The organism is Streptomyces sp. NBC_00258, assembly GCF_036182465.1.
Lineage (GTDB): Bacteria > Actinomycetota > Actinomycetes > Streptomycetales > Streptomycetaceae > Streptomyces.
In genome coordinates this window covers 1,855,243-1,880,100 of sequence record NZ_CP108081.1, presented here as the reverse complement: position 1 = coordinate 1,880,100, position 24,858 = coordinate 1,855,243, and the positions used below count along the sequence as shown (strand labels likewise).

Sequence of the window (24,858 nt, the reverse complement as noted above, 5' to 3'; positions counted from 1 at the left end):
GTGATCATAATATGACCGAACCAGATATGGTGGAGGCATGGGGATGGCCAACGGGATCGTGGACGACGTCGACAGGGCACTGATCGCCGAGCTGCAGCGTGACGCCGGGCAGGCTTATGCGTTGCTCGGCAGGGCGGTCGGCCTGTCGGCCGGCGCGGCACATGATCGCGTACGTAAGCTCCGTGAACGCGGCGTCATCCGCCGCACGACCGTGGAGGTCGACCCGGCCGCCCTCGGGCGGGGTGTACTCGCCTTCGTCATGGTCGACTCGTCGGCCTGGATGGGGGAGGCGTCCGAATCCTTCGCCGCCATCCCCGAGATCCAGGAAGCCCACGTCATCGCTGGCACGGCCTCCGTCCTCGTCAAGGTGCGCACGGCCTCCACGGAGCAGTTGCAGGACGTCCTGCGGCGGCTCTACGCGATCGAGGGTGTGAGCGGGACGCAGGCTACGGTCGTGCTGGAGACGTTCTTCGAAAGGCCGGTCCGCGCCGACTGATGTTGCTGGGCCGATGGAGTCGGGTGCCGGAAGGCAGCCGGGGGCCGGGAGGCGCTCCATCGTGAAACTGCTTGTTGGAAAGGGCACTTCGAAATCGTGAATCTCTGGTCGATCTACCAGCACGGCTTCGCGCGGATCGCCGCGTGCACCGGCCATGCGGCCATCGCCGACCCGCCCGCCAACGCGGAGGCGGTCCTGCGACAAGGCCGCCGATGCGCGCAGGAGGGGGTCGCCGTCGCCGTGTTCCCCGAACTCTGCCTGTCCGGCTACTCGATCGAGGACCTGCTGCTGCAGGACTCGTTGCTCGACGAGGTCGAAGCCGCGCTCCAGACCGTGGTCGCCGGTTCGGCGGATCTGCTGACGGTGCTCGTCGTCGGCGCCCCGCTGCGCCATCGCCACCGGATCTACAACTGCGCGGTGATGGTGCACCGCGGGCGGATCCTCGGCGTCGCGCCCAAGTCCTACCTGCCCAACTACCGCGAGTTCTACGAGCGGCGGCAGATCGCCGCGGGCGACGACGAGCGGGGCGGGACGATCCGGGTCGGCGGCGCGGCCGTGCCGTTCGGCACGGACCTGCTCTTCGCGGCGGAGGACGTTCCCGGCCTGGTGCTGCACGCGGAGATCTGCGAGGACATGTGGGTGCCGGTGCCCCCGAGCGCGGAGGCGGCGCTGGCCGGAGCGACCGTCCTCCTCAACCTCTCGGGCAGCCCCATCACGGTCGGACGGGCCGAGGACCGGCGACTGCTGTGCCGCGCCGCGTCCGCCCGCTGCCTTGCCGCCTACGTCTACGCGGCGGCCGGACTGGGAGAGTCGACCACCGACCTGTCCTGGGACGGCCAGACCATGATCTACGAGAACGGGGAACTGCTCGCCGAGACCGACCGGTTCCCGCTCGACGACCAGTACGCGGTGGCCGACATCGACCTCGACCTGCTGCGCCAGGCCCGCCAGCGGATGGGCACGTTCGACGACAACCGCCGCACCCACGCCGCACGCACCAGCGGCTTCAGGTCCGTGTCGTTCCGGCTGGACCCGCCCGCGACCGACCTCGGACTCCGCCGCCGGGTCGAGCGGTTCCCGTTCGTGCCGGCCGACCCGAGCCGCCTCGCCCAGGACTGCTACGAGGCGTACAACATCCAGGTCACGGGTCTGCAGCAGCGACTGGCGGCCATCGGCGGCCCGAAGGTCGTCATCGGAGTGTCGGGTGGCCTCGACTCCACGCACGCGCTGATCGTCGCCGCCCGGGCCATGGACCGCGCGGGCCGCCCGCGCAGCGACATCCTGGCCTTCACGCTGCCCGGTTTCGCGACCAGCGAGGGCACCAAGGGCAACGCGCACAAGCTGATGCGTTCGCTCGGAGTCACCGCCGCCGAACTGGACATCACGCCGACGGCCCGACTCATGCTCCAGGAGATCGAGCACCCGTTCTCCTCCGGTGAGCCGGTGTACGACGTGACCTTCGAGAACGTGCAGGCAGGGCTGCGCACCGACTACCTGTTCCGGCTGGCCAACCAGCGCGGTGGCATCGTGCTCGGCACCGGTGACCTGTCCGAGTTGGCGCTCGGCTGGTGCACCTATGGCGTCGGCGACCAGATGAGTCACTACAACGTCAACTCCGGCGTCCCGAAGACACTCATCCAGCACCTGATCCGATGGGTCATCAGCAGCGGCCAGTTCGAGGAGGAGACCAACGAGACGCTGGCCGCCATCCTCGACACGGAGATCAGCCCGGAGCTCGTGCCGGGAGAGGAACTGCAGTCCACCGAGTCCAAGATCGGCCCGTACGCGCTGCACGACTTCACCCTCTTCCACATCCTGCGCCACGGCTTCCGGCCGTCGAAGATCGGCTTTCTCGCCTGGCACGCCTGGCACGACCAGGACGCCGGTGTGTGGCCGCCGGGATTCCCCGAGGCCAAGCGGACGGAGTACGACCTGCCGGAGATCCGGCACTGGCTGGAGACCTTCTGCCGCCGCTTCTTCGGGTTCGCGCAGTTCAAGCGCTCAGCCATGCCGAACGGGCCGAAGGTCCTGGCCGGCGGCTCCCTCTCACCTCGCGGCGACTGGCGCGCCCCCTCGGACAGCACGGCGGCGGTCTGGCTCAGGGACCTCGCCCGCTGGGACGTGCCGCGGGAACAGGAAGGGGAGTAGCCGGGCCCCGGAACTGCGGACAGAGCCTAGGAATGTTCCCGCAGTGGGCGGATGTCGTCGCCGTCGAGGACCGGCTCAAGGCCATCGCATCACGACAGGAACCTGTGTCCGAGGGATGAGGGGCGAGCCCGTTGTTGCCGGGTGGCGAGGCTATGCGTACGGCCGGTCGCCCGCGATGGCGACCCGTTCCGCCACCCGAGGGTGCGGCGCGTAGTCGTTCACCGCGTAGTGCTGGGTCGCGCGGTTGTCCCAGAAGGCGACATCGCCCGGCTGCCACCGGAACCGCACCTGGTACTCCGGTACATGGGCCTGCTGTGTGAGGTAGCGCAGCAGCCGGTCGCTCTCCTCGCGGTCCATGCCGGAGATCCGTGTGGTGAACGAGGTGTTGACGAAGAGCAGTCGCCGCCCTGTCTCCGGGTGGGTGCGCACCACCGGGTGCTCCACGGGCGGAAAGGTGTCCTGGAGCGGTACGAGCCGCTCGGGCGGGTAGAAGCGGGCGAAGCCGGGGATGAAGTCGTGCACGGCGGTGGCCCCGTCGACGCGGTCCTTCACCTCCTGCGGCAGGTTGTCGTAGGCGGCGGCCATGTCGGCCCACATGGTGTCCCCGCCGAGCGGCGGGACCTCGTGCAGTTGAAGCACCGCGCCGAGCGCGGGCCGCTCCCGGAAGGTCACATCGGCATGCCAGACGTTCTCGAAGGTCGGCGTGGACCCACTGCCCTTGTCGAAGCGGACGACATCCTCGCTGGAGCCCTGGGCGAGCAGGGGGTTGGTCTCCAACTCCCCCCACTGCCGGGCGAAGTCACGCTGCTGCGCGGATGTCAGCCGCTGGCCGCGGAAGAACAGCACCTTCCACTCCAGCAGTGCCCGGTTCACCTCCTCGCGCAGCGCGTCTCCGAACGGCCGCGCGAGACTGAGGCCGCGTATCTCCGCCCCGATCGTGCGCCCTTGCGGCACGACCTCGAAGTGTTCGTACGGGCGCTCCTCCCATCCCTCGGGCAGGCGGCGCAGGACGCGTGCGCCCTCGTACATCCCGCCCTCGGGTACGCGGGCCTCGCGCAGTGCGGGCTGCGGCCCGGCGCTCATGACAGTCATGGCTTCCAACTCCTCGAATGCGTACTTCCGGTGGCAGAAGGCGGGTTGCTGAGTGCGCGTGCCCTCGCCTGCCGCGAACGGAGGAGTTCAGCGACGCGGTGCGAACGTGCACCGGGGAGTCGTCCAGGCCATGAGGAAGTGGGAGTCGTTCCGGACCATGAGGAAGGAAGACCGGCACTGTCAGGGCGGGGGCGCGGCGAGCGAACGGCTCGGCAGCTGCCCGGCTAGCGGCCTGAGCGCTCGCACCCGGTCCGATCCGGGACGCGCAGCGGCCCCGTCGTGTCGAACCAGTGTCCGGTCATACCGATGAGTGTGTGAGTTCCGCTGGGTACTGTCAACAAGGCATCGCGGGTCAGCCTGTCGACCGCCATGGTGTGGTGGCCCAGGGATGTTGTGTTGCCCGCCGGGCGGCGGCCGCGTCCGGCCGCCGCTGTGCCACCTGCACCCACGGTGGAGTGAGACGTGTCACCCCGGCCGTGTCACCCGACAGGGCGGCGGTCAGGCGGTGACCGGCTCCTGCTCCGCGGAGTTGTCCGCCGCGGATGTCTCGGCCGCCGTGTAGAAGACGGACGAGCCCTGCTTGGTGCGCTGGACATGGCCCTTGGCGACGAGCCCTTCCACCGTGGTGCGCACGACCTTGGGCTTGATGTCGCGGTCGGGGTGGGCCTGGGCGAGCGCGGTGCTGATCTCCGCGGAGGACCGCGGTTCGGACTGCCGTCCGAGGTGGTTGTGGATCAGCTCCACGAGAGTGGGCAGCTTGGCCGCGGGTGCGGACGCCTTCGTCTCGGGGGTCTTGGCTGCGGCCTTCTTCGGCTTCGAGGCAGTTGCCTTCTTGCGCCTGCCCGGCTTGGACTCGGCCGAGGCCTGTCGCGGCAGCGAAGGCTTGGCCGGGACACTGTCCTTCTCGCTCGAACCCGCTTGTTCCAGGCTCTCGGTGCCCAGCGTCCGCTGCAGGTTCGCCAGCAGGGACTGGTCGTGCTCCAGGGCACTCAACTGCTCCTGAAGCGCGGCCACTTCGGCGCCGATACGTTCCTGTTCCTTGGTGTTGCGCTCAAGGTCCGCAGCCACCTGAGCGGCGTACTGCGTCTTGAGTTCCGTGGTCGCTGACTCGACTTCGGACATGGCAGCTACCTCTCCTCCTGCATTGTGTGGTGCTGACGCCGGATGGTACTCGCATCATCCACGCCATGATCCTCACTGTGTCCAGGCTTGTCTCGAGGATCCACGACCTGGACACAACTGCCTTGCGCTGCATATGCCTGGGAAAGAGTGCACTCAGGTGGCGTCAGCACCTCCAGCACGTGATGTCTCAATTTCAACCTTCAAGGTGAACGAGACGCGGGAACGAGAAGGGCCGGCCCGACGCAGTTGGCGTCGGGCCGGCCCTTTCAAGTGGTGTGGTGCGCCTCCCTGGACGGTCAGTCCGTGCCGGACTCCATCGCGGCACGGTCCAGCAGCGCGTCCTCCTCGGAGACCTCGCCGCGGGAGGCGATGGCCTCGGCACCGCCCTCCGGCATCTCCGGCATGGTGCCGATCAGCCCGGTCGCGGCCGCCTGATCGGCACCGATGGCGGGACTGCCGGTGCCGATCAGGCCGAGGACGGCGTACTGCTCCAGCTTGGCGCGCGAGTCGGCGATGTCGAGGTTGCGCATGGTGAGCTGGCCGATCCGGTCCACCGGGCCGAACGCCGAGTCCTCGGTACGCTCCATGGACAGCTTGTCCGGGTGGTAACTGAACGCCGGGCCCGTGGTGTCGAGGAGCGAGTAGTCCTCGCCGCGCCGCAGCCGCAGTGTCACCTCGCCGGTGACGGCCGCGCCGACCCAGCGCTGCAGTGACTCGCGCACCATCAGTGCCTGCGGGTCCAGCCAGCGGCCCTCGTACATCAACCGGCCGAGGCGCCGGCCCTCGTTGTAGTACTGGGCCAGGGTGTCCTCGTTGTGGATGGCGTTGACGAGACGCTCGTACGCGGCGTGCAGGAGGGCCATGCCGGGCGCCTCGTAGATGCCGCGGCTCTTCGCCTCGATGATGCGGTTCTCGATCTGGTCGGACATGCCGAGGCCGTGCCGGCCGCCGATGGCGTTGGCCTCCATGACCAGGTCGACGGCGGAGTCGAACTCCTTGCCGTTGATCGTCACCGGGCGGCCCTGGTCGAAGCCGATCGTCACGTCCTCGGTGAGGATCTCGACCTCGGGGTCCCAGAACCGCACGCCCATGATCGGTTCGACGGTCTCCACGCCGGTGTCCAGGTGCTCAAGCGTCTTGGCCTCGTGGGTGGCGCCCCAGATGTTGGCGTCGGTGGAGTACGCCTTCTCCGTGCTGTCCCGGTAGGGCAGGCCGTGGGCGAGCAGCCACTCCGACATTTCCTTGCGGCCGCCGAGCTCGGTCACGAAGTCCGCGTCCAGCCAGGGCTTGTAGATCCGCAGGTGCGGGTTGGCGAGCAGGCCGTAGCGGTAGAACCGCTCGATGTCGTTGCCCTTGAAGGTCGAGCCGTCGCCCCAGATCTGTACGTCGTCCTCAAGCATCGCCCGCACCAGCAGTGTGCCGGTGACGGCGCGGCCGAGAGGGGTCGTGTTGAAGTACGCGCGCCCGCCCGAGCGGATGTGGAACGCGCCACAGGTGAGGGCGGCCAGGCCCTCCTCGACCAGCGCGGCCCGGCAGTCGACCAGGCGCGCGATCTCCGCACCGTAGGCCTGCGCACGGCCGGGCACCGAGGCGATGTCGGGCTCGTCGTACTGGCCGATGTCGGCGGTGTACGTGCAGGGGACGGCGCCCTTGTCGCGCATCCAGGCGACCGCGACCGAGGTGTCGAGTCCGCCCGAGAAGGCGATACCGACGCGCTCGCCGGTGGGCAGGGAGGTGAGGACCTTAGACATAGGAAGAGTATGCACCACGACGCATGATCATACAAAGCTGATGTGGGGCAGCCCTTTGTCGCTGGTCGAGAAAGCTCAGGATGGCCCGTGGATGCCGTCAGGGGTTACCCGCGGTGACGTCAGGGAGTGAACGTGTCCGTGAGGCGGATGTCGTAGCCGTCCTCTTCCATCAGGACGACGGTGACGCCGAAGGGGGAGGGGTGGTCCATCTCCAGCGGAGTGAAGGAGAAGTCGACAGCGGCCCGGATCGGCGGGACCAGCTCGCCGCCCGACTGCGGCTCGGGAGCGGGAAGCCAGTGGGGTGCGGCCGACGCCTGGTCTTCGGGGGAGTGGGGCGAAGGCTGCTCGTTGTAGGGGAGCTGGTGGAGCACGTGGCCGCCGTCCTTCGTGGCGTGCACCATGTTCAGACAGGGCGCCGGGCCGGTGACCGGCAGCTGACAGGCGGTGGCGACGTCGTGGGTCTCCCAGACGAGGACGACTTCGTCGGCGCCGGCCGCCGCGGCGATGTTCGAGAGCTGTGCGATGCCGGTCTGCGCGTCCCTGCCGACGCTCGTCGGGCGTACCCGGATCAGGCCGACGAGTTCGCCGCGCACCAGCGGCAGGATGACCGGGCGGGGCACCGCTCCTTCGCTCAGACCCGCGGTGTACGCGTTCTTCATCGACTCGACCAGCGTGTCCCAGATCTGCGTGTCCACGAACTTCCCCTTACCAACGACCTGTTCACGAGCACGCCGACCCTGTCACGGCAGCCGCTCAGCCGCCAGCGGCCACGGACAGTGCCGTCCGAGTCACTGTGTCACCGCCGTGCGGGGGCGCACCGCACACAGGGGAAAGCCCCGACTGGACGGGGGAGACCAGCCGGGGCCGTAGGTCGTGGCGTGCGGAGGGCGGTCGCCTCTCGGCGGGGTGCTCCATGGGGCTTCAGCCGAACGATCGTCCCCATGGGCTTGAGGTGAGGCCCGGGGACACTGTCCCCTCCGCAGCCACATACAGATGAACGGCCGGCCGTCCCCGCTTGTTCCGTGAGGGGGCCCGGGCGCCTTGTGAGTTGGGGCACTCAAAGGCGCGCCAGGGTCGCCGCGCGCCTCGCCGACGCCACATCCGCCCCGGCGCTCAAGGAGTGCCCCGTGTCCCCGCCGGTCCGGCCAGGCCGGAACGGTGCATGACCTGATCCACGGTTTCGGTGAGGGAGTTGCCTGCGGGAATCACGGTCTCGATGTCGCCCGGCAGGAGGTCCAGCGGCCGGTACCAGTCGCGCAGTTGGTCTTCGCCGACCGTGTGGGCGATCGGTTTGGTGGCGTGCCGGGCGAGGGTCTCCTCGAAGGGGACGTCCAGGTAGAAGCAGTGGGCGCGGTTCGGGTGGTCGGCCAGGAGCCGGGCCAGCATCTCGCCGTAGTGCGCGACGGACAAGATGCCTTCCAGCACGGTGTGGAAGCCGTGTTCCAGGGCGTGCCGGACCGTCAGGTCGATCAGACCGATGTTCGCGCCGCCGGGGATGTCGCGCTCGCGCAGCACATCGCGGCGGAGGGTGTCCTGGCTCACCAGGGCGAGACCCCGCCCATATCGTTCGCGCAGACCGGCGGCCACCGAACTCTTGCCGCTCGCGCTGTTGCCGCGCAGCACGACCAGTTGTGCGGAGGAGGAGGCCGTCGTCATCGGGATCACCCTACCGATGTCGCCCTCGTCCAAATGCGCTTGTCCGTCGTCGTGGCACCGCACTACCTTGCCGAGGTGCATCTCTTCTCACGCTCCTGGACGGCGTTGCGCGCGGCGGTCGCCGAACTGCCGGACGAGGACTTCGCCCAGCCGTCCGGCTGTACCGGCTGGCTCGTGCGCGACCTGGTGTGCCATCTGGTCATCGACGCTCAGGACGTCCTGATCACTCTCGTGACGCCCGCCGAAGCGGAACCGACCCGCGACGCGGTGACGTACTGGGAGGTCGCCGAAACGCCACCGACCGGGGACGACCCGCTCGACGCGCTGACCGTCCGGCTGGCCGCCGCCTACGGGGAGCCATGGCTGCTCAAGTTCCACCTGGACGACGTCGGCTCCGCCGCCGGCCGCGCCGCCGAACTCGCCGACCCGGGGCGCCGGGTGGGCACCCGCGACCAGGTCCTCACCACGGGCGACTACCTCTGTGCGTACGTCCTTGAGTGGACGCTGCACCACCTCGACCTGGTCGCGCACCTCCAGGGCGCGGCGGAACCGCCCGCGGAGGGGCTCGCCCGGTCCCGTGAGATGCTGGAGAAGATCGCCGGGTCCGCGTTCCCCGCGTCGTTCTCCGACAAGGACGCGCTGCTGGTCGGCACCGGACGGCGTGCCCCGACCGACGCGGAGAACACCGAACTGGGCGGACTGGCCGCGAAACTCCCGCTCGTCCTCGGCTGATCGTGTTCCACGAATCCGCTGATTCCATTCAATCGTCGTGACCCGCGAAAACGATAGAGCGATCCTCGCTATCGCTTGCACAATCCTCTTCGCTTCGGGAGCACAGGGTCGACCGTGTGCTGCAATTGAGGCATGTACCTCGACGAGCTCCGAGCCCTGCTGGTCCGGCACGCGCGGCCGGACTGGACCACCGCCATCGACGGCGTACTGATCTCGAAGGTCGACCGCTCGGATCCACCGTCCCTGTCGATGTCCGGCACGGTGCTGGCGGTCATCGCCCAGGGCGCGAAACGCCTGGCGCTGGGTGAGCGGGTATACGAGTACGGCGCCGGGCAGTACCTCGTCACCTCGGTCGACCTGCCGGTGACCGGCCACTTCACCGAGGCCACTCCGGAGCACCCGGCACTGGGGTTCGGGCTCACGCTGGAGCCGTCCGCTGTCGCCGAGCTGCTGTTGCAGGCGGGGGCGGGAGACATCCCCCGCTCCGGCGGCAGCGCGCCGCCGGGCATCGCCGTCAGTGACGCTCCCGAGCCGCTGCTCGACGCCGTGGTCAGGCTGTTGCGCCTGCTCGACGAGCCACGCGACCGGGCGGTGCTCGCGCCGCTCGTGAAGCGCGAGATCCTGTGGCGGCTGATCACCGGCGAACAAGGCGGCATCGTACGCCAGTTGGGCCTGGCCGACAGCAGTCTCAGCCACATCGCGCGGGCGGTGCGATGGATCCGCGAGCACTACGCGCAACCGTTCAGGGTCGAGGACGTGGCGCAGCTTTCCGGCATGAGCGTCTCCGCCTTCTACCGCAACTTCCAGACGGTGACCGCGATGAGCCCGATCCAGTTCCAGAAGCAGATCCGGCTGCAGGAGGCCCGACTGCTGCTGGCCACCCACCCCAACGACATCACCGGGGTCGGTCAGCGCGTCGGCTACGACAACCCGTCGCAGTTCAGCCGGGAGTACCGCCGCCAGTTCGGCGCACCACCCAGCCAGGACGCTGCCGGCCTGCGCCGCTCCGTACGTACCCCCGCGGCCGCCCTCCCCTGACAGGGCGCAACACAACGGAAGAGGATTGTGCAAGGAGGCAGGAGAATTGTTCTTCTTTCCTCCCGTTTCAGAGTGCTTCCATGAATGAGTCGGATTTCCCCATTGAATTCCCTGTCGGATTCCCCAGTGGGCAAATATAGATCCACTCATGTGCAGGAGGCACGTCATGAAGGTCGCCATTGTCACCGGTGCCAGTTCCGGTATCGGTCGGAGCGCGGCAATACAGATCGCCAAGCGGGGGGTCGGAGTGATTCTGACCTTCAGCGGTAACAGGCAAGGGGGCCTGGACACCGTGGCGGCGATCGAGAAGGAAGGCGGTACGGCTGTCGCGCTGCCGCTGGACGTCGGTGAGAGCGGCAGCTTCCCCGCCTTCCGCACTTCCGTGATCGACGTGCTGCGTGACACCTGGCAGCGCGACACCTTCGACCACCTCGTCAACAACGCCGGCTTCGGGCAGATGGCGATGTTCGAGGACACCACCGAGGAACTCTTCGACCGGTTCATGCGGGTCCTGCTCAAGGGCCCGTACTTCCTGACCCAGACGCTGCTGCCGTTGATGTCCGACGGCGGGGCCGTCGTCAACACGACGAGCAACTCGGCGATGACGTCGGGACTTGAGCCCGGCTACTCGGCCTACGCGTCGATGAAGGGCGGCCTGATCGTGCTGACCCGCTACATGGCCAAGGAGTTCAGCGTGCGGGGCATCCGCGTCAACGCGGTCGCACCGGGTTCCACCCGCACCCGGATCTCCGACGACGCCTTCGAGCGGTTCCCCGAGGTGATCCCGGCACTCGCGGCGAAGACGGCACTGGGCAGGGTCGGCGAATCCGACGACATCGGCCCGGTGATCGCCTCCTTGCTCTCGGAGGAGAGCCGTTGGATCACCGCGCAGAACATCGAGGTGTCCGGCGGCTACAACCTCTAGCGGAGTCCACCGGCGCCCGCACTTGTCGTCTCGGCGGTTCCTGCCGACGCGGCGACAGCGGGGGCACCGCAACCGCCGAGCCCGGGGAGGTGATACCGGGCCAGGAGACGCGGACACCAGCGCTCGTGGGGGACATCCGAGAGCGGGCGCCGTCGGCGGCAGCGCGGCGGGCGCGGTCCGTACCTACCTGGACGGCAGGCAGAGCCGGTACCGCATCGCGGACGCGCAGCGCGGGCAACGTGACAGCGGGCGGTGCCCTGCCGGGTGAGACATCCGGCAGGGCACCGCTCGCCCGGGCATCGGCCACTCCCGCGCCGGGCCCGTACGGACGGGGAATCGTCCGGCCGATCACCGGGTTGACGAGTCAGCAGCCGAGATCCTCGAGGAGTCGACATGTCCGATGAACCCGCTGTCCGCGAACTCCGCCTGGTGGTCACGGCAGCCGACTACGACGCGGCGCTGCACTTCTACCGCGATGTCCTCGGCCTGACGGAACGCGGTGCGTTCGCTTCCGCCGACGGACGGGTCACCATCCTCGATGCCGGCCGCGCCACCCTGGAGCTGACCGATCCCAACCACGCCGCCTTCATCGACGACGTCGAGGTCGGCCGGCGCGTGGCCGGCCACGTTCGGGTCGCCTTCCAGGTCGACGACTCGGTCGCCACCACGTCGAAGCTGGCCGCCGCCGGAGCCCAGGTGATCGCCGAACCGACCCGTACTCCCTGGAACTCACTGAACTCCCGGCTCGACGCACCGGGCGATCTTCAGCTGACGCTCTTCACGGAACTCGACGACTAGGTCGAGGGCTCGGGGTCTCCCGTCTCTGCCGGGAATACGGCTGCGGGGTCCCCTGTTGCACCAGTCAGAATGACATGCCTCCGTCAAGTAGAGGAGGCGGAGGATGCCGTCGCCTCCCGGTGGACGGCTGTGAGGAAGGAAAGCCCATGAGGGTCGGCATTCACCCCGTTTCCCGCCCGGTCGTCTACCGAGACCGTGCCGCGGACGTCGCGTTCCTCACCCGTTCGACCGCGGACTCGTCGAGGACGATCGAATGGGAGGACGGCAACACCTACCCGCTGATCGATGTCGAGGTCTCGTCGGCCAGCCACCCGTTCTACACGGGGACCTCGCGGGTCATGGACAGTGCGGGCCGCGTGGAGCGGTTCGAGCGGCGCTACGGACGTACGGCGTCACTGGCCCGATGACGTGCGGTCGGCATCCGAAAAGATGGGGAGAGCAGAGCCATGAAGGTACGCAAGTCGTTGCGCTCACTGAAGTCGATGCCCGGGGCGCAGGTGGTGCGCCGACGGGGCACGGTGTTCGTGATCAACAAGAAGAACCCGCGCTTCAAGGCCCGCCAGGGCTGACGCGCAGCGCGTACAGCGTGTGAAAGGCAGGGCCCGGCTTCCGGAGACGAAGTCGGGCCCTGCCTGCTGTGCTCCTCACCCGCGGACGGCGCCTGCCGAAGCCGTCCGGCAAGCGGTCGACGCACGTGAACCGGGTGCGGGAGTACCGGTCATCCCAGGTTGCCCAGGCGGGCGTCCCGCCACAGGTCGACGCCGCCGTCGGTGGCGTACTTGTCGATCTCGGCCAGTTCCTCGCTGCTGAAGTCGGGGTTCTCCAGCGCGGCGACGTTCTGCTCCACCTGCTCGGGGCGCGACGCGCCGATCACGAGCGAGGTGACACGTTCGTCCCGCAGGGCCCAGGCGAGGGCCATCTGAGCCAGGGTCTGACCGCGACGGGCCGCGATGTGGTTGAGGGCGCGCAGTCTGCGCAGCATGTCGTCCGACAGCCACGTGGTGTCGAACGACGTGCCCTGTGCCGCTCGCGAGTCCTGCGGGACCCCTTCGAGGTAGCGCCCGGTCAGCAGTCCCTGGGCGAGGGCCGTGAAGCCGATGACCCCGAAACCTTCCTGCTCCGCGGTGTCGAGCAGACCATCGGTCTCGACCCAGCGGTTGAGCATGCTGTACGACGGCTGGTGAATTAGCAGTGGGGTGCCCAGGTCCCGGAGGATGGCGGCCGCCTCACGGCTGCGCTCTGCGTCGTAGGAGGAGATGCCGACGTACAGGGCCTTGCCCTGGCGGACGGCGGTGTCGAGCGCCCCCATCGTCTCCTCGAGGGGAGTGTCGGCGTCGAGCCGGTGGGAGTAGAAGATGTCCACGTACTCCAGCCCCGTGCGGCGCAGCGACTGGTCGAGTGAGGCGAGCATGTACTTGCGGGAGCCGCCGCCCTGGCCGTACGGGCCGGGCCACATGTCCCAGCCGGCCTTGGTGGAGATCACCAGCTCGTCCCGGTACGGCGCGAGGTCCTGCTTCATCAGCCGCCCGAAGTTGGTCTCCGCGGCGCCGTACGGCGGACCGTAGTTGTTCGCGAGGTCGTGATGGGTGATACCGAGGTCGAAGGCGCGCAGAGCGATGTCGCGCTGGCTCTCGAAGGACCGGTCGTCCCCGAAGTTGTGCCAGTAGCCCAGGGACAGGACGGGCAGGTCGAGCCCCGAACGCCCGGTGCGCCGGTAGCGCATGGTGCCGTCGTAGCGGTCAGGATTCGTGACATGGCTCATCGAGTGATCTCCGGGTGGTGCGGTACGGGACGGACCCATCGGGATCGCGGGGATCCGCCGGCCCACACTGCCCCCGCCTGATCCTGAAGTCCAACAGCTCCCCGCCATGGGATTCAGCGGTGCCGCTTCTGAATCGGAAGGGGCGTCACCCAGGGGCCGGATTGACGGATTGGCGTCCGGCCCCGCTGGGCAGGGAGCCATGGAATGTCATGAGCACGACTGCCTTTCCCCCACAAGGAGGTCGACCATGCACGTACGAAAGCCGACTATCGGACTCGCTGCCGTCCTGACGGTGACCTTTTCGCTGATGGGCGGCCAGGCCGTGGCCGCCCCTTCCACGACCGCTCCTTCCGAGGTCGCGGACAGCGCCGTCGCCGCCCGTGTCTTCACCTACGACGCGAGCGGTTCCGCGGAGTTCAGGTCGGCCGTCGACCGCGGTGCGGCGATCTGGAACGAGAGTGTCGACGCCGTCGAACTGCGCCCGGTCGCGACCGGGCAACGCGCCAACATCCGGGTCCTGGCAGACAACGGCTGGCCCCGCGCCCTGCCCACCACACTGGGCAACGGAACCGTCTACATCGGGCGCCAGGCCGTTGACCAGGGCTACAACACGATCCGCATCTCGGCCCACGAACTGGGCCACATCCTCGGCCTGCCGGACCGCAAGCCCGGCCCGTGCTCGAGCCTGATGTCCGGTTCCACCGCGGGAACCGCGTGCACGAACCCCTACCCGGACACGGTGGAGAAGGCGGAGGTCGAGGACAACTTCAGCAGCGCGCTCGCCAGGACGGGCGACGCGGCGCGGAGCGGTGTCCTGATCGTGGACTGACGCACGGTGCCGTGCGCGGGTGTTGGGCGGACACCGGGACATCGCGGTGTCCGCCCGCACCCGCACACGGCGACTGTCCGAGTGATCTCCCTGACGTCAGCCCCGCCGACGCAACTTGCTCAAGAAACCCCGGGCCTGAGCCCGCCGCCGTGGATCGGCGGAGGCACGGCGTACCTGTTCGATGGTGCGCCGCCCCTGAGGACTCCTGGCGAACCGTTTGATCTTCTCGATCATCCCGGGCACAACTCCTCCTACGGCGAGGCCGGTAACGCGGATGCCTGCACGCCCTGTATACCCCGTCGTCGGGAAGTAAGCGCCTGGCGGGCCCCGCTCACGGGATCAGCACCGGTCGGTGCCGGCTACTGCCCCGCCCGGGGAAGGCACTGTCGGACGTGTCCTCTAAGCTCCCGCGCATGAGCGAGGGGGACAGCGACAGACGCGTCATCGACGGTCGGTTCCGGCTGGAGTCGCGACTCGGCGGCGGCGGGATGGGAACGGTCTGGCGGGCCACGGACCTTGCGCTCCACCGGAACGTGGCAGTCAAGGAGGTACGGCCGCCGGACGCGGGGCTGGCCGAGTACGACCCCGACGCCGCGCGGATGCTGCGGGAGCGGGTCCTGCGCGAGGCCAGGGCGCTGGCCAGGATCGATCACCCGAACGTCGTGACGATCCATCACATCGTCGACGGCGGCGAGGGCACCTATCCATGGATCGTCATGGAACTGGTCGGCGGCGGATCGCTGGCCGACCGCCTGAGCCGTGGACCGATGGACCCGGCCGAGACGGCCCGGCTCGGCCGCGAGGTGCTGGCCGCACTGCGCGCCGCGCACGATGCGGGCATCCAGCACCGGGACGTCAAGCCCGCCAATGTGCTGCTGCGCCCCGACGGCCGCCCCGTGCTCACGGACTTCGGTATCGCGGCGATCCGCGAATCAACGGCTCTCACCGCCACCGGGTCGATCATCGGCACGGCCGACTACATGGCACCGGAGCGAGTGTCGGGCGGCGACGGCGGAGCGGCATCGGACCTCTGGTCGCTGGCGATGATGTTGTACGCCGCTGTCGAGGGCCGGCACCCCCTGCGCCGGGGCACGACGCTGGCCACACTCGCGGCCGTCCTCTACGAGGAGGTCCCGCCGCCGGTAAAGGCCGGTCCCCTGGCGGACGTACTGATGCGTGTGCTGGTGCGGGATCCGGCAGCGCGGCCCGATGCCGAGGCCCTCGACCGGATGCTGGCTTCGGTGGTCGAGGACGGAGCGGCCGCCGCCGTGGCCGAGGGCACCACTTCCTACCGGCTGATCCCTCCGTCGGCCGCCCCGACCACCCCGCCGTTTCCTTCCGGATCGGGCGAGTTCGGTCCACCGACCGGGTACCCGACACCGCAGGACGCCGTTCCCCGGCTCCCGGCCGCTCCCACGTCGTACCCGGCGGCACCCGCCGGTACGCCGACGCCCACCCGCCCCTCTCGGCAACGCCGCTGGTCCAAGGTCGTCCTGTCCGCCGCCGCGACAGCGCTCGTCGGCGTCCTGGTGTGGACCCTGGTGCCGGACGGGGAAAAGTCCGGATCCTCGCCCTCCGGGGGTGCCGGCAGCGGGGCGAGAGCGACACCGTCGACCGGCAGTACGCCGACCGGTAGGCCGACGCCCGAATCGTCCGCCGATGCCTCGACGCCCACGCCCAGGCAGACGGAAAAGGGAAGCACCACCGATCTGTTGACGCCCGACGGCATCCGCACCGCGATCAAGGCGTTCAAGAAGGAGACGGGCAGCGATCGGTTCGGCGATTTCACGGTGTACCCCGGCTACATCAATGCCTACGTGATGGTCAAGGGGAGCCGGACCCAGTACGACACGTACAGCTACCGTGTCGACCGGGGTTTGGAGAAGGGAATCATCAAGGGCTCGCTGGGGGGCGGAAGGCAGCCGTTGAGCCTTGACGCATTCGATTGGGACGCGGTCCCGGCGCTGATCGCAGAGGCCCGGAAGAAGCTGAAGGTCGACAGCCCCACGAGCCGTTACCTGGTGATCAGGCAGCCGAACGACGTGTTCGACACCCCCGCCGGTATGGCTGTGTACCTCAGTAACGACTACAACAAGAGCGGCTATCTGGAGGCCGACATCCACGGCAAGGTGACCAGAGTGATGGCCGCCGACAGCTGACCCCGGGACCGCCTCCCCGTCGTACGCGCCGCGCGACCTCAGCGAATGCGGTGCTTGGTCCAGAAGGGGCCCAGATCCTTGTCGGTCACGGACTGTGCGGCCTTCTTGAAGTCGGCGGTGGTGGAGAGGCCGTACCAGTGGTCGCGGGCGTACCGCTTGAGGAGGCGCGCCATGGTGTCGGCTCCGAGGGCGTCTTCCAAGCGGGCCAGGGCGCAGGGGCCGGCCGTGCAGATCAGGTGGTACTCGTTGCGGTGCTCGGCCCAGTAGGCCATCGAGTTGGTGAGCGCGGTGCTCTCGCTCGGCCAGTCGTCGGACCAGCAGTCGCTGGTGTCCCAGCCGTAGAAGCGGGCGTTGGCGTACTGGGCGAAGCTCTCGTCCAGCCAGGGTGCGCCGTATTCGTCGTTGCCCACGATGCCGTACCACCACTGGTGTGCGACCTCGTGGACGACGGCGCTGCCCTCTTCGGTGGTGCCGAGGAGGACCAGGCCCGGGTACTCCATGCCGCCGCCGAACTCCTTGGTCATCACGAGGTCGAGCTCGCCGTACGGATAGCGGCCGAACTCCTTGCCGAACCGGTCGACGGCGGCGACGCCGTCCTTGCGGTTGAGGCGTACACCGGCGGCGGGTGTGTCCGGCGCCCAGTACGACTTCACGCGCACGCCCCCGGGAGAGGTCTCGGTCGCCGTGCGGAACGGGCCCGCCGCCCACGCGAAGTCCCGGACCCGGTGCGCGACGCTGTGTGTGACCGTGCGCCCGGGCTTGCCGGGGCTGGTCCAAGTACGGCCGGTAGCCGGGACCTTGAGGGCCGAAGGGTGGTCGATGCGTGCCCTGAAGTCGCTCGCCAGGGCGTAGAAGCTCTCGCCCGTCGACACGTACGGATCGAGGTGCCAGCCCTTCGCGTCGTGGACGGCGAGCACCGGCAGGGCGTTGCCCAGGAAGCGGAACGCGCCCTCACGGCCGAAGCGGGCGTTGCGCTCGGGCACGGTGATGGACACGTCGAATGCGATGGCCGTCCGCTCACCGCGCGCGAGCGGCTTCGGCAGGGTGATGCGCAACGCCGTGCAGTTCACGGTGAGTTGGCCGACGGTGCCGCCGCGCACCCTGGACAGCTTGACGGGCGACGGCTTGCCGGGTGTGCCGCACTTGTCGTCTCCGTTGCCCCACAGGCGTACGTACACCTCGTGCAGCGGACGTTCGGAGGCGTTGCGGAACGTCACCCGCTGGCGGCCCGTCCAGTGGGAGCCGTCGGTGTCGCCGCGCAGGGTCACGTCGTAACGATGGCGATCGGGCGTCGCGGCCTCGGGCCTGCTCGCTTCGGCCTTGGGCGACGTGGCGGCATCGGCCACGGTCGCGCTCGTCGCCGCGAGCAACGCGACCAGGCCAACGAACAGACGGCGCACGGTTCTTGAGGGTTTGACAGGCAGCGACGACATGGCAGCGGATGATGCCACACCGGTCCGACATTCGTGCCCGCCGCCGCTACAACACAACTGACAGATCCCCGCCGTCGGCCGCCAGTCACAGGGGTCCGTGTCCGGCAGCCGTCGTTCAGCGCAGGCATTGGACATCCGGGCAGTCGGCCAGGGGAGTCGCCGTACGCATCGGCCCGCAGCCACCGCGTCGGCAGCCAGGTACTGCACACGCCGACACCGTTCGGCGAGGCGCTGTTGAGCGGCCGTCTGCCCACCGCGGGGCCGTGACCCGAGAGTTTCGGGCACCGCCGAAACGAGTGGTGCGTTCGGTACACCGCCCCCAAGCTGGTGGCGCCGACCGGGGCCTCGACCTGCCCCGAACGGGAGATGACAGCGCCCGCACGCCTCACCCCTTTGTCTCGACCCCATCAACGAAGGAATGCCCCCACATGGCAGACGAGTTGGTCCTGCGCGCCCAGAGATTCGTCAACCAGGCCTACGGCGACAAGATCGGCATGACCGTCGAGGAGAACGGCCGCACGGGCTGGAGCACCATGTACGCCCTCACCAGGGCTCTCCAGTGGGAGTTGGGCATCAGCCCCGTGGCGGACAGCTTCGGCCCCACCACCCTGCGCACCCTGACGCAGAAGTTCCCCCGGCTCAACAGTGCCACCGTGCCGTCCGCCAACTTCTGCCGCATCATCCAGTCCGCGATGTACTGCAAGGGCTATGACGGCGGTGACATCGACGGTGTCTACAACGCGAACGTCCAGGCAGGCATCACCAAGCTCAAGCAGGACATGGGGGTCGACGGCGTCTACCCCGGCTCCGACCTGACCCCGAAGGTCTTCAAGGGCCTGCTGAACATGGACCCGTACGTCCTCGTCAGGTACGGGGACAGGCCCGGCGACGAGGACATCCGTTCGATCCAGCGCTGGCTCAACGGGCGGTACATCCACCGGCAGGACTTCTTCGTCATCCCCTGCGACGGCCACCACTCCCGCGATGTGGCCAAGTCAATGCTGTTCGCCATCCAGTACGAACTGGGCATGGCCGACGGTGTCGCCAACGGCTCCTTCGGCCCGGCGACCCAGGCGGGTCTCAGACAGCACACCCTCAGGGTCGGCAGCACAGGCGTCTGGGTGAACCTGTTCACGGCCGCCATGATCCTCAACCAGCGACCCCATATCGCGTTCGGCGGCACCTTCACGTCCGACCTGTCCTCGGCGGTCTTCGAGTTCCAGGACTTCGTCAGGATCTCCCCGAACGGCGACGGCGACTACCCCACCTGGGCATCGCTGCTGATCTCCTACGGCGACCAGTCCCGCTCCGGTGCCGCCTGCGACTGCATCACCACCATCACCCAGGCCCGTGCCCAGTCCCTGCGGTCCGCCGGGTACGTGTACATCGGCCGCTACCTGTGCAACGTCCCGAACGGCCGGGACAAGATGATCAAACCCGGGGAGCTGCAGACCATCGCGGCCAACGGCCTGAACTGCTTCCCGATCTACCAGACCTTCAGTGACGGGGCCGGCTACTTCAACTACAACCAGGGCACCCGTGACGGCCTCGACGCCATCGACTGGGCCAAGTACCACGGGTTCAAGGACGGCACCCGCATCTACTTCGCCGTCGACTACGACGCGTTCGACCACGAGGTGACCTCCAACATCCTCCCGCACTTCAGGGGCATCTTCCGGGCGGTGCAGGAGAACTCCCGCTACCGGGTGGGCATCTACGGGCCGCGCAACGTGTGCCGCAGGGTGCGCGAGGCCGGGTACACCGACGCGAGCTTCGTCTCCGACATGTCCAGCGGGTTCTCCGGGAACCTGGGCTTCCCCATGCCGGGGGACTGGGCCTTCGACCAGATCGCCACCGTCACCGTGGGAACCGGCGCGGGAGCCATCGAGATCGACAAGAACATCGCCTCCGGACGAGACCTCGGGCAGAGCAGTTTCGACCCCGGCGCGGACACCGCGGGACTGGACGTCGACTTCAACGCGACGTACCGCGCCGCCATGCTCCAAGAGGTGCGCTCGTACCTGGAGTCCATCGGGGTTCCCGAGACCGGCGGCGACGGCTGGACCGACACGGACTGGGCGACCCTGGGAGGCATCTCCAACACCAGGGCGTTCGAGCTGGTCCTCTCCGCCGACTGGCTGTTCACCTCGCTCGCCCGGCAGCTCAGGGTGCGCAAGGCCCTGATCCAGACTCCGGTGCTCTGGGAACTGCGCAAACTCAACCCGGGGGACTTCGCCGCCGACACGGCGGTGAAAGCCGGCGTGAAGGACGACTGCAGCACCGGCTACAGCCAGATCTTCGGGCGGGTGGCGATCGATGCCAGGAACTACTGCGTCCAGCAGGGCATCATCAACGGCTCGGTCCTGGACCGGGAGCGGGACCTGGAATCGGTCTGGACCCAGCTGAACGAGGACCCGATCTACAACATCAAGTCGGCGGCCTACCTGACGATCTTCAACGCCCACCAGATCAGCCTGCCCAGACCGGGGCTGAACACGAGTGAGGGCGACTCCGAGAGGATCCTCAGCCGCTACAACGGTCCCCCCGTGACGAATGACGGGGAACCGAACCTTCCCGCCCTGCAGTACGGCCGTGAACTCATCGGTCTGTACCGGGTGTTGGAGAAGTACTACCGGCTTTCCCGCAATGGCTGACGTGAAGGGGACGAACAGCGTGACAACTGGCATGACAGGCATGACGCGACGTGATGTCGTCAGGCACACCGCGGTCCTCGGCACCGCAACCCTGATGGGCGGCGGCTCCGTGCTGGCCCTGCCCGCCGGGGCGGCGGCCGCCGGGAGACCCGGGCCCGGCGACGCCCCGAAGCGGCCGACGTCGCCCAACGGCTGGGAGCTGGAGGAGAAGGCCAACGACGTCTCCACGGTGTGGACCCGCCCCGTACCGGGCACCGGCCTTGACGTGGACGTACGTATCGGAGACGTGGAGACGGTCCTCGTGCACGTCGTCCGGCGCTTCCACTACGAGATCGACGAACTCCGCAAGGGAGACCTGGGCGGCTGGCGAGCACCGGCCCGGGTGAAGCTGACGCGGGCGGAGGGCAACCAGGCGTCCGGTACCGCCGTCGCGATCCGGCCCGGCTCCTACCCGCCCGGAGCCGAGGGAGGGTTCTACTCGCCCCAGCTCATGGTGATCCGAGACATCCTCGCCGAGTGCGACGGAGTCGTGCGGTGGGGCGGGGACGACGACCGCCCGTACGAGGCGCTGTTCTCCATCGACGTACCGCCCGGTGACAAGCGGCTGACGGACCTCGTGGCCAGGCTGCGGAACTGGGCCGACGAGCCCGGAGCCGGCCCGGGCACCCGGGTGGACGTGGCCGACGCCAAGCGGCGCGCGGCCGCCACCGCGCTGGAACGGCGACAGAAGAAGACCGCCTGACACCGAACGCCTGGCACCGGCGTGTGGCCGTGGATCCGTGTGGTCCACGGCCGTCCGCCGCACGCGCGTGGCGGCGCCGACGGGTGAGCCCGTGGACTCGAGTCATCTAGGATGACAGGCCAACGCGCTTGTATGCGCGCGGAGTTGAGTTCGACGCCGGGGAGAATTTCCATGGGTGCCACAGAGCCCGTAGGCACACCGGATGTCCGAGAGGCCCTGGACGCCCGGACCGCGGGGCCGACAGTGCCACGTCTGGTGCTGGGGGCACGGCTGCGCCGGCTGCGGGAGGAGTCGCTCTTCTCCCGTGAGGAGGCGGGCGAGGCCATCCGCGCCTCCCAGTCCAAGATCAGCAGAATGGAGTGGGGCCGGCACGGGTTCAAGATGCGTGACGTGTCCGATCTGCTCACGCTCTACGGAGTCACGGACGAGGCCGAGCGCTCCACCTTGCTGGCTTTGGCCAAGCAGGCCAACACCCCCGGCTGGTGGCAGCCGTACAACGACGTGGTGCCCGCCTGGACGCAGGCCTACCTCGGGGCCGAACAGGCGGCGAGCCTCATCCGCTGCTTCCAGCCCCAGGTCGTTCCCGACCTGCTGCAGATTCCCGACTACGCTCGCGCCGCCATCCGGCTCACCTGCCCGGAGGCCGCCGCGGAGGAGATGGACCGGCGGGTCACTCTGCGCATGAAGCGCAGGCAGATCCTGCACCGGCAGGGAGCGGTTCAGCTCTGGGCCGTGATCGACGAGGCGGCACTCCGCCGCCCGGTGGGCGGCACCGGCACGATGCGCGCGCAGCTCCAGCACCTCATCGAGATCTGCCGACTCCCGCAGGTCACCGTGCAGATCGTGCCGTTCCGCGCCGGTGGTCACGCCGCGGCCGGCGGTCCGGTCACCATCGTGCGGCTGCCCGGCGGGCTGTTGCCCGACATGGTGTACCTGGAACAGCTCGCCAGCGCCGTCTATCCCGACAAGCCGAGCGAGATCGAGTACTACTGGGGCGTCATGAACCGCCTGGTCGTCCAGGCCGATTCGCCGGACGCGACGTGCACGACCCTCCATCGCATCCTTCAAGAGACCTGACCCGTCGGATCAGGACTTGCGGTGGTCGATGGAGTGCGTGACATGTCGTCGCGCCCGGCGGTCGTCGCGTCGGCGTACGCCAAGTGGGCCTTGGGGCGGAGGACTTCAACGCTTGAGGGCGACGCCTCCGTACTGATGCACTTCCGCCGGGAGACCCAGGGCCTCGGTGTCGGGCCGCCAGCGCGAGCACGACGCCACGCCGGGTTCGAGCAGTTCCAGACCGTCGAAGTAGCGCTCGATCTGCTCGGGGCTGCGAAGGATGTACGGGATCGAGCCGCCCTCGTTGTACTGCCGGATGGCATCGACATAGGCGTCGCTGGTGTCGGTGCTGTCGTACTGCACGAGGAAGCTGCCGGCAGGCAGACTGTCCACCAACTGCCGCACGATGGAACGTGCTTCGTCGTGGTCCTCGATGTGGCCGAGGATGCCCATCAGCATGAGGGCGACGGGCTGGTCGAAGTCCAGCGTCTTGGCCGCTTCCCGCAGGATCGTGCTCGGCTCGCGCAGATCGGCGTCGACGTAGTTGGTGACACCCACCGAGCTGCTGACGAGCAGCGCGCGGGCGTGCGCGAGCACCAAGGGGTCGTTGTCGACGTAGACGATCCGGCATTCCGGAGCCACCCGCTGGGCTATCTCATGGGTGTTGTCCACGTTCGGCAGCCCGGTGCCGATGTCCAGGAACTGCCGGATTCCCTCCTCCGCGGCCAGATGACGGACGGCGCGGGCGAGGAAGTAACGGGCGGCGCGGGCTCCGGTCTCGATCCCCGGGAAGATGTCACGGAACGCGTCACCGGCTATTCGGTCGACCTCGTAGTTGTCCTTCCCGCCCAACCAGTAGTTCCAGATCCGGGCCGATTGAGGCACGGTGGTGTCGATCTTGGAGAGTGCCTCCTGGTCGGAGTTCTCTCGTGCATCAGTCATGGACACTCCTGTGTGTACGTATGTGTGTACGTAGTGTGAGAACCGCGAAACTGTCGAGCACCAGTCGTGGAGGGCCACGTTATTCCCCGGGTTTGGATCATGTAAATCCGCAGGCCCAACCTGTCCGTGCTTCGTCGGCCAATGACTTGTTTGTGTTCTCCGGGCGGGCCAAAAGTCGACATCCGTGCCGTCACTTCACAGAACGCGCACAGAAGTTCATGGGCCCTTTAGGTTTCAAGCGTTACGCTCGCCGACAGTCGAGTGGTCGATGTCGGCGCCCCACCCGCCGCGGCCCTCGCCCCCCAGAGGCACAGGAGATTCGGCGTGCGTGACGGCGACGTAGTGGTGATCGGCGGCGGCTATGCGGGCGTCCGGCTGGCGAAACGGCTGGACGGGACCGCGCGGGTCACGCTGGTCGATCGCAAAGAGGTCTTCTTCCACCGCATCGCCTCCCTGCGCGCCGGTGTGCGTCCGGAATGGACGATGGCCCCGTTCATCCCGTACGACCGGCTGCTCGGCAACGGCAGGGTGGCCGTGGGCAAGGCGGTCCGTGTCGACACCGCCGAGCGAGAGGTGGTGCTGGCCACCGGTGAGCGCCTCCCGTACGACGTGGTCGTGATCGCCACCGGCGCCGACTATCCCGAACCGGCCCGTTTCACCGGCACCACCGCCGAGGAGGCGGCCAAGTCCTTCGCCGGACACCAGCAGAACATCGCCACCGCGGATCATGTCCTGGTCGTCGGCGGCGGGCCCTCCGGTGTCGAGCTGAGCGCCGAGATCCGCCTGGCCCGGCCGGACGCCCGGGTCACACTCGCCCACTCCGGGCCGACACTGCTCCACGCCACGGGCAGCGGGCGGGCCGGGCGCAGGGCCCACGCCTGGCTGGAGTCCCACGACGTAGAGGTGCGGCTCGACTCGTTCATGTCCCCGGGCAACGACTTCGGTACGTACCGCGACGCCCGCGGGAACGTGATCGAGGCCGACCGCTCCTTCTGGGCGACCGGCACCACCCCCAACACGCTCTGGCTGCGCCTGGCCGGACACGGTGACTGGCTGAACGCGAGCGGACATGTGAAGGTCGACCGGATGCTCCGCGCCGAGGGCCGACTGGATGTCTTCGCGGTCGGCGACGTGAACGACGCGAGCGAGCTCAAGATCACCCCCGCCGCGCTCGCCCAGGCGGACCTCGCCGCCCACAACATCCGTGCCTATCTGGGCAGTTCGGGCAAGCACCGCACACAGTCCCGCTCGTACCGGCCGATCCACCGCACCCCGCTCATCGTGCCGTTCGGCGAGGCCGACGGAGTGACCATGCTGCCCGTACTGGGCGGCGAAACCGCGGTACTCGGCGGCCGCACCACCACGTTGGCCAAGTCCAAGACCCTCATGACCCCCTACATGAGGCGCCAACTCGGGTACACCGCGGCCTGATACGCGGCGCGCGGTTCCACCACACGAACGACGACACGGCGGTGCCCACCCGTCGTTCGCCCACGTATGCGCCCTGGGGTAAGGTCCCCACG

Annotated in this window: 22 protein-coding genes; 14 read left to right on the top strand and 8 right to left on the bottom strand. The window is 68.7% G+C overall.

Features of this window, described 5'->3' with window-relative positions; all coding sequences use genetic code 11:
• The first annotated feature begins 58 nt into the window (after nt 1-58).
• Together OG718_RS08755 and OG718_RS08750 are read left to right on the top strand one after the other, a co-directional pair.
• The gene (locus OG718_RS08755; RefSeq protein ID WP_143641797.1) at nt 59-496 is read left to right on the top strand and encodes an Lrp/AsnC family transcriptional regulator; all 438 of its coding nucleotides are present in this window, start codon (nt 59-61) and stop codon (nt 494-496) included.
• A gap of 96 nt (nt 497-592) precedes the next feature.
• Nucleotides 593-2,644 (top strand): NAD(+) synthase, encoded by a 2,052-nt coding sequence (locus OG718_RS08750; protein WP_328843815.1) that lies wholly within the window; start codon nt 593-595, stop codon nt 2,642-2,644.
• 150 nt (nt 2,645-2,794) lie between these two features.
• Here the strand turns inward: OG718_RS08750 and OG718_RS08745 are convergent, their stop codons facing one another.
• From OG718_RS08745 to OG718_RS08725, 5 genes are all read right to left on the bottom strand, one after another.
• Complete coding sequence (locus tag OG718_RS08745) at nt 2,795-3,736, bottom strand: TauD/TfdA dioxygenase family protein (protein WP_328843814.1); 942 nt, start codon at nt 3,734-3,736, stop codon at nt 2,795-2,797.
• A 498-nt stretch (nt 3,737-4,234) separates the two neighbouring features.
• Nucleotides 4,235-4,858 (bottom strand): BlaI/MecI/CopY family transcriptional regulator, encoded by a 624-nt coding sequence (locus OG718_RS08740; RefSeq protein ID WP_143641592.1) that lies wholly within the window; start codon nt 4,856-4,858, stop codon nt 4,235-4,237.
• 296 nt (nt 4,859-5,154) lie between these two features.
• Nucleotides 5,155-6,609, bottom strand: coding sequence for an argininosuccinate synthase (gene argG / locus OG718_RS08735; RefSeq protein ID WP_143641593.1), 1,455 nt, complete (start codon nt 6,607-6,609; stop codon nt 5,155-5,157).
• Between the two features lie 119 nt (nt 6,610-6,728).
• On the bottom strand, nt 6,729-7,304 hold the full coding sequence (locus tag OG718_RS08730; protein ID WP_328843813.1) for a hypothetical protein: 576 nt from the start codon (nt 7,302-7,304) through the stop codon (nt 6,729-6,731).
• Nucleotides 7,305-7,722: 418 nt separating this feature from the next.
• On the bottom strand, nt 7,723-8,265 hold the full coding sequence (locus tag OG718_RS08725) for an AAA family ATPase (RefSeq protein ID WP_328843812.1): 543 nt from the start codon (nt 8,263-8,265) through the stop codon (nt 7,723-7,725).
• A gap of 75 nt (nt 8,266-8,340) precedes the next feature.
• Between OG718_RS08725 and OG718_RS08720 the strand changes: the two genes are divergently transcribed.
• From OG718_RS08720 to ykgO, 6 genes are all read left to right on the top strand, one after another.
• Nucleotides 8,341-8,997, top strand: a complete 657-nt coding sequence (locus OG718_RS08720; protein WP_328847713.1) for a maleylpyruvate isomerase N-terminal domain-containing protein — start codon at nt 8,341-8,343, stop codon at nt 8,995-8,997.
• Between the two features lie 132 nt (nt 8,998-9,129).
• Entirely contained in the window at nt 9,130-10,035 is a 906-nt protein-coding gene (locus OG718_RS08715) for an AraC family transcriptional regulator (protein ID WP_328843811.1), read from the top strand.
• Nucleotides 10,036-10,201: 166 nt separating this feature from the next.
• Nucleotides 10,202-10,960, top strand: coding sequence for an SDR family NAD(P)-dependent oxidoreductase (locus OG718_RS08710; RefSeq protein ID WP_143641597.1), 759 nt, complete (start codon nt 10,202-10,204; stop codon nt 10,958-10,960).
• A gap of 393 nt (nt 10,961-11,353) precedes the next feature.
• The gene (locus tag OG718_RS08705) at nt 11,354-11,758 is read left to right on the top strand and encodes a VOC family protein (RefSeq protein WP_143641598.1); all 405 of its coding nucleotides are present in this window, start codon (nt 11,354-11,356) and stop codon (nt 11,756-11,758) included.
• A 146-nt stretch (nt 11,759-11,904) separates the two neighbouring features.
• A complete protein-coding gene (locus tag OG718_RS08700; RefSeq protein ID WP_143641599.1) occupies nt 11,905-12,165 on the top strand; it encodes a type B 50S ribosomal protein L31 in 261 nt (86 codons plus the stop codon).
• A gap of 39 nt (nt 12,166-12,204) precedes the next feature.
• A complete protein-coding gene (ykgO, locus tag OG718_RS08695) occupies nt 12,205-12,327 on the top strand; it encodes a type B 50S ribosomal protein L36 (protein ID WP_055617363.1) in 123 nt (40 codons plus the stop codon).
• 149 nt (nt 12,328-12,476) lie between these two features.
• Here ykgO and mgrA read toward each other — a convergent pair whose 3' ends face one another.
• Entirely contained in the window at nt 12,477-13,520 is a 1,044-nt protein-coding gene (gene mgrA / locus OG718_RS08690; protein WP_328843810.1) for an L-glyceraldehyde 3-phosphate reductase, read from the bottom strand.
• 247 nt (nt 13,521-13,767) lie between these two features.
• Here mgrA and OG718_RS08685 point away from each other — a divergent pair, with 247 nt between their 5' ends.
• Nucleotides 13,768-14,349, top strand: coding sequence for a snapalysin family zinc-dependent metalloprotease (locus tag OG718_RS08685; RefSeq protein WP_143641601.1), 582 nt, complete (start codon nt 13,768-13,770; stop codon nt 14,347-14,349).
• 413 nt (nt 14,350-14,762) lie between these two features.
• Nucleotides 14,763-16,508 carry a serine/threonine-protein kinase gene (locus OG718_RS08680; RefSeq protein ID WP_328843809.1) on the top strand — a complete coding sequence of 582 codons (1,746 nt, stop codon included), beginning with the start codon at nt 14,763-14,765 and terminating at the stop codon, nt 16,506-16,508.
• A 38-nt stretch (nt 16,509-16,546) separates the two neighbouring features.
• On the opposite strand, the gene OG718_RS08675 is transcribed toward OG718_RS08680, so the two are convergent.
• Nucleotides 16,547-17,941, bottom strand: a complete 1,395-nt coding sequence (locus OG718_RS08675; protein ID WP_328843808.1) for a M1 family metallopeptidase — start codon at nt 17,939-17,941, stop codon at nt 16,547-16,549.
• Between the two features lie 428 nt (nt 17,942-18,369).
• Between OG718_RS08675 and OG718_RS08670 the strand changes: the two genes are divergently transcribed.
• From OG718_RS08670 to OG718_RS08660, 3 genes are all read left to right on the top strand, one after another.
• Nucleotides 18,370-20,595 (top strand): glycoside hydrolase domain-containing protein, encoded by a 2,226-nt coding sequence (locus OG718_RS08670; RefSeq protein ID WP_328843807.1) that lies wholly within the window; start codon nt 18,370-18,372, stop codon nt 20,593-20,595.
• A gap of 31 nt (nt 20,596-20,626) precedes the next feature.
• On the top strand, nt 20,627-21,337 hold the full coding sequence (locus OG718_RS08665) for a hypothetical protein (RefSeq protein WP_143641605.1): 711 nt from the start codon (nt 20,627-20,629) through the stop codon (nt 21,335-21,337).
• A gap of 171 nt (nt 21,338-21,508) precedes the next feature.
• On the top strand, nt 21,509-22,414 hold the full coding sequence (locus OG718_RS08660; protein ID WP_143641606.1) for a helix-turn-helix domain-containing protein: 906 nt from the start codon (nt 21,509-21,511) through the stop codon (nt 22,412-22,414).
• A 105-nt stretch (nt 22,415-22,519) separates the two neighbouring features.
• Here the strand turns inward: OG718_RS08660 and OG718_RS08655 are convergent, their stop codons facing one another.
• On the bottom strand, nt 22,520-23,335 hold the full coding sequence (locus OG718_RS08655) for an SAM-dependent methyltransferase (RefSeq protein WP_143641607.1): 816 nt from the start codon (nt 23,333-23,335) through the stop codon (nt 22,520-22,522).
• Nucleotides 23,336-23,659: 324 nt separating this feature from the next.
• On the opposite strand from OG718_RS08655, the gene OG718_RS08650 reads away from it, so the two are divergent.
• The gene (locus OG718_RS08650) at nt 23,660-24,766 is read left to right on the top strand and encodes an NAD(P)/FAD-dependent oxidoreductase (RefSeq protein WP_143641608.1); all 1,107 of its coding nucleotides are present in this window, start codon (nt 23,660-23,662) and stop codon (nt 24,764-24,766) included.
• Nucleotides 24,767-24,858: the final 92 nt, after the last annotated feature.

Excerpts from the sequence above, each read along its gene's own strand:
- OG718_RS08725 (WP_328843812.1), bottom strand. The coding sequence starts at position 8,265 with ATGACGACGGCCTCCTCCTCCGCACAACTGGTCGTGCTGCGCGGCAAC.
- OG718_RS08700 (WP_143641599.1), top strand. The coding sequence starts at position 11,905 with ATGAGGGTCGGCATTCACCCCGTTTCCCGCCCGGTCGTCTACCGAGAC.
- OG718_RS08685 (WP_143641601.1), top strand. The coding sequence starts at position 13,768 with ATGCACGTACGAAAGCCGACTATCGGACTCGCTGCCGTCCTGACGGTG.
- ykgO (WP_055617363.1), top strand. The coding sequence starts at position 12,205 with ATGAAGGTACGCAAGTCGTTGCGCTCACTGAAGTCGATGCCCGGGGCG.
- mgrA (WP_328843810.1), bottom strand. The coding sequence starts at position 13,520 with ATGAGCCATGTCACGAATCCTGACCGCTACGACGGCACCATGCGCTAC.
- OG718_RS08705 (WP_143641598.1), top strand. The coding sequence starts at position 11,354 with ATGTCCGATGAACCCGCTGTCCGCGAACTCCGCCTGGTGGTCACGGCA.
- OG718_RS08675 (WP_328843808.1), bottom strand. The coding sequence starts at position 17,941 with ATGTCGTCGCTGCCTGTCAAACCCTCAAGAACCGTGCGCCGTCTGTTC.
- OG718_RS08680 (WP_328843809.1), top strand. The coding sequence starts at position 14,763 with ATGAGCGAGGGGGACAGCGACAGACGCGTCATCGACGGTCGGTTCCGG.
- OG718_RS08710 (WP_143641597.1), top strand. The coding sequence starts at position 10,202 with ATGAAGGTCGCCATTGTCACCGGTGCCAGTTCCGGTATCGGTCGGAGC.
- OG718_RS08715 (WP_328843811.1), top strand. The coding sequence starts at position 9,130 with ATGTACCTCGACGAGCTCCGAGCCCTGCTGGTCCGGCACGCGCGGCCG.
- OG718_RS08655 (WP_143641607.1), bottom strand. The coding sequence starts at position 23,335 with ATGACTGATGCACGAGAGAACTCCGACCAGGAGGCACTCTCCAAGATC.
- OG718_RS08665 (WP_143641605.1), top strand. The coding sequence starts at position 20,627 with ATGACAGGCATGACGCGACGTGATGTCGTCAGGCACACCGCGGTCCTC.
- OG718_RS08660 (WP_143641606.1), top strand. The coding sequence starts at position 21,509 with ATGGGTGCCACAGAGCCCGTAGGCACACCGGATGTCCGAGAGGCCCTG.
- OG718_RS08740 (WP_143641592.1), bottom strand. The coding sequence starts at position 4,858 with ATGTCCGAAGTCGAGTCAGCGACCACGGAACTCAAGACGCAGTACGCC.
- OG718_RS08670 (WP_328843807.1), top strand. The coding sequence starts at position 18,370 with ATGGCAGACGAGTTGGTCCTGCGCGCCCAGAGATTCGTCAACCAGGCC.
- argG (WP_143641593.1), bottom strand. The coding sequence starts at position 6,609 with ATGTCTAAGGTCCTCACCTCCCTGCCCACCGGCGAGCGCGTCGGTATC.
- OG718_RS08745 (WP_328843814.1), bottom strand. The coding sequence starts at position 3,736 with ATGACTGTCATGAGCGCCGGGCCGCAGCCCGCACTGCGCGAGGCCCGC.